We start from the raw sequence: 1,645 nt of genomic DNA, 5'->3' as shown, positions 1-1,645 counted from the left end.
TAATTGTACCTGAAATAATTATTGTTTTGAAACCTTTTTGACTTTATAACTGAATTAAAAACGCATTTGAGATATTACTAAAGATTAACTATCTTCATTTTTTGTTCAAAATGAAATATATATGTGCGATTGAAGGAATAACCCGCCAAAGATTCCATATTAGTGGAATTCCTTTTCTTTTCTTAGAACTAATCGTTTTTGAATTGCCTGTTGTTGCTTTACTTTTGACTAAAAAAACAACACTTGCTTACCTTAATGTGGTAATGGTAATCTTGAATTTAGTGTTTATGAAAATTTAGAAACAATAATCTAACAGCCAGCCTAATGATAAGGCTGCTTGTTACTTTTGGGCAGATTGCATGGAACACTTATTTTCTTTAAACTGATTGTAAATGTTGAAACATGTGGTGAGAATAGATGGATAAAAAGGTTGAACAGACATATGAAATCATGGAGGTTTGCTTGCTAGCAGGGAAGATCATGCTTCAAAGCGGCGGGGAAACCTATCGCGTAGAAGATACCATGATGCGGATCGCAGCTTCCTTTGGGATTGAAAAATCACATAGTTATGTCACTCCAACGGGAATCATTTTCTCAGCAGAAGGATCGGAACCAACTAAAACTAAACTTATTCGAATATCAGAACGGTCTACCGATTTGAAAAAGGTAGCGATGGTGAATAGTATTTCTCGGAGTATTAGCAGCGGGGAATTGGACTTGACCGAATCCTTGAACAAATTAAAGGATATTGAAGATCTTGATGTTACTTTTCCAATGCGATACCAAGTAGCAGCAGCCTCAATAGCCAGTGGTTGTTTTATGATCATGTTTAACGGAGGCTGGAATGATTTTATCCCTGCTATGATATCTGGTGGAGCAGGGTATGTAAGCTTTATAGCTTTTCATCGCTTTGTTCCGATTAAGTTCTTTTCAGAGTTTTTAGCTTCATTTGTAATCGGGTTATTATCATTATTATTTGTTAGGATCGGTTTGGGGCATAAATTAGATACGATTATCATTGGTTCGGTCATGACATTGGTGCCTGGGCTGTTAGTGACCAATGCCATCCGTGATTTAATGGCGGGGCATTTGGTTTCAGGTCTGTCAAAAGGGGCTGAAGCTTTTCTAACGGCGTTTGCGATTGGGGCAGGAATTGCGTTTGTATTATCATTTTTATAGCGTGGTGGTGAACAAGAATGGATATTCTTTCGCAGGCTATTACCAGTTTCCTGGCTACAGCAGCATTTGGGATACTATTTAATGCGCCAAAAGAATCTTTAATAAAATGCGGCTTAATCGGTATGGGCGGATGGTTAATTTACTTTCTACTCGAAGGTTATAATCATGATCCAATATTAGCCACATTGGCTGCAACCATTTTTATAGCAGTTCTCAGCCAAAAAATGGCGAAGATCTATAAGATGCCGGTGATTATTTTTAGTGTTGCCGGTATTATTCCATTAGTCCCTGGTGGTCTGGCGTATGATTCGATGAGAAATATTGTAGAAAATAACTATAATGATGCGATTGCTCTCGCAGCAAGAGTGCTCATGCTGGCAGGTTCAATTGCCTTTGGATTAGTTTTTTCTGAAGTTATCAATCAGATTGCTAAAAAAATTAAACAGTAGGAAGCATGGGGACGGTT

The 1,645-nt window shown here is 37.5% G+C and carries 2 protein-coding genes; both read left to right on the top strand.

Annotated features, from left to right (window positions below; all coding sequences use genetic code 11):
- The first annotated feature begins 417 nt into the window (after window positions 1–417).
- The gene (locus V7266_RS24900; RefSeq protein WP_335471888.1) at window positions 418–1,179 is read left to right on the top strand and encodes a threonine/serine exporter family protein; all 762 of its coding nucleotides are present in this window, start codon (window positions 418–420) and stop codon (window positions 1,177–1,179) included.
- A 17-nt stretch (window positions 1,180–1,196) separates the two neighbouring features.
- Window positions 1,197–1,628 carry a threonine/serine exporter family protein gene (locus V7266_RS24895; protein WP_335471886.1) on the top strand — a complete coding sequence of 144 codons (432 nt, stop codon included), beginning with the start codon at window positions 1,197–1,199 and terminating at the stop codon, window positions 1,626–1,628.
- The last annotated feature ends 17 nt before the right edge of the window (window positions 1,629–1,645 follow it).

This window comes from Neobacillus drentensis (genome assembly GCF_036965645.1).
Lineage (GTDB): Bacteria > Bacillota > Bacilli > Bacillales > Cytobacillaceae > Neobacillus > Neobacillus drentensis_D.
The sequence above is the reverse complement of the archived record's forward strand: the minus strand, read 5'-3'. Positions and strand labels throughout refer to the sequence as shown.

Excerpts from the sequence above, each read along its gene's own strand:
- V7266_RS24900 (WP_335471888.1), top strand. The coding sequence starts at position 418 with ATGGATAAAAAGGTTGAACAGACATATGAAATCATGGAGGTTTGCTTG.
- V7266_RS24895 (WP_335471886.1), top strand. The coding sequence starts at position 1,197 with ATGGATATTCTTTCGCAGGCTATTACCAGTTTCCTGGCTACAGCAGCA.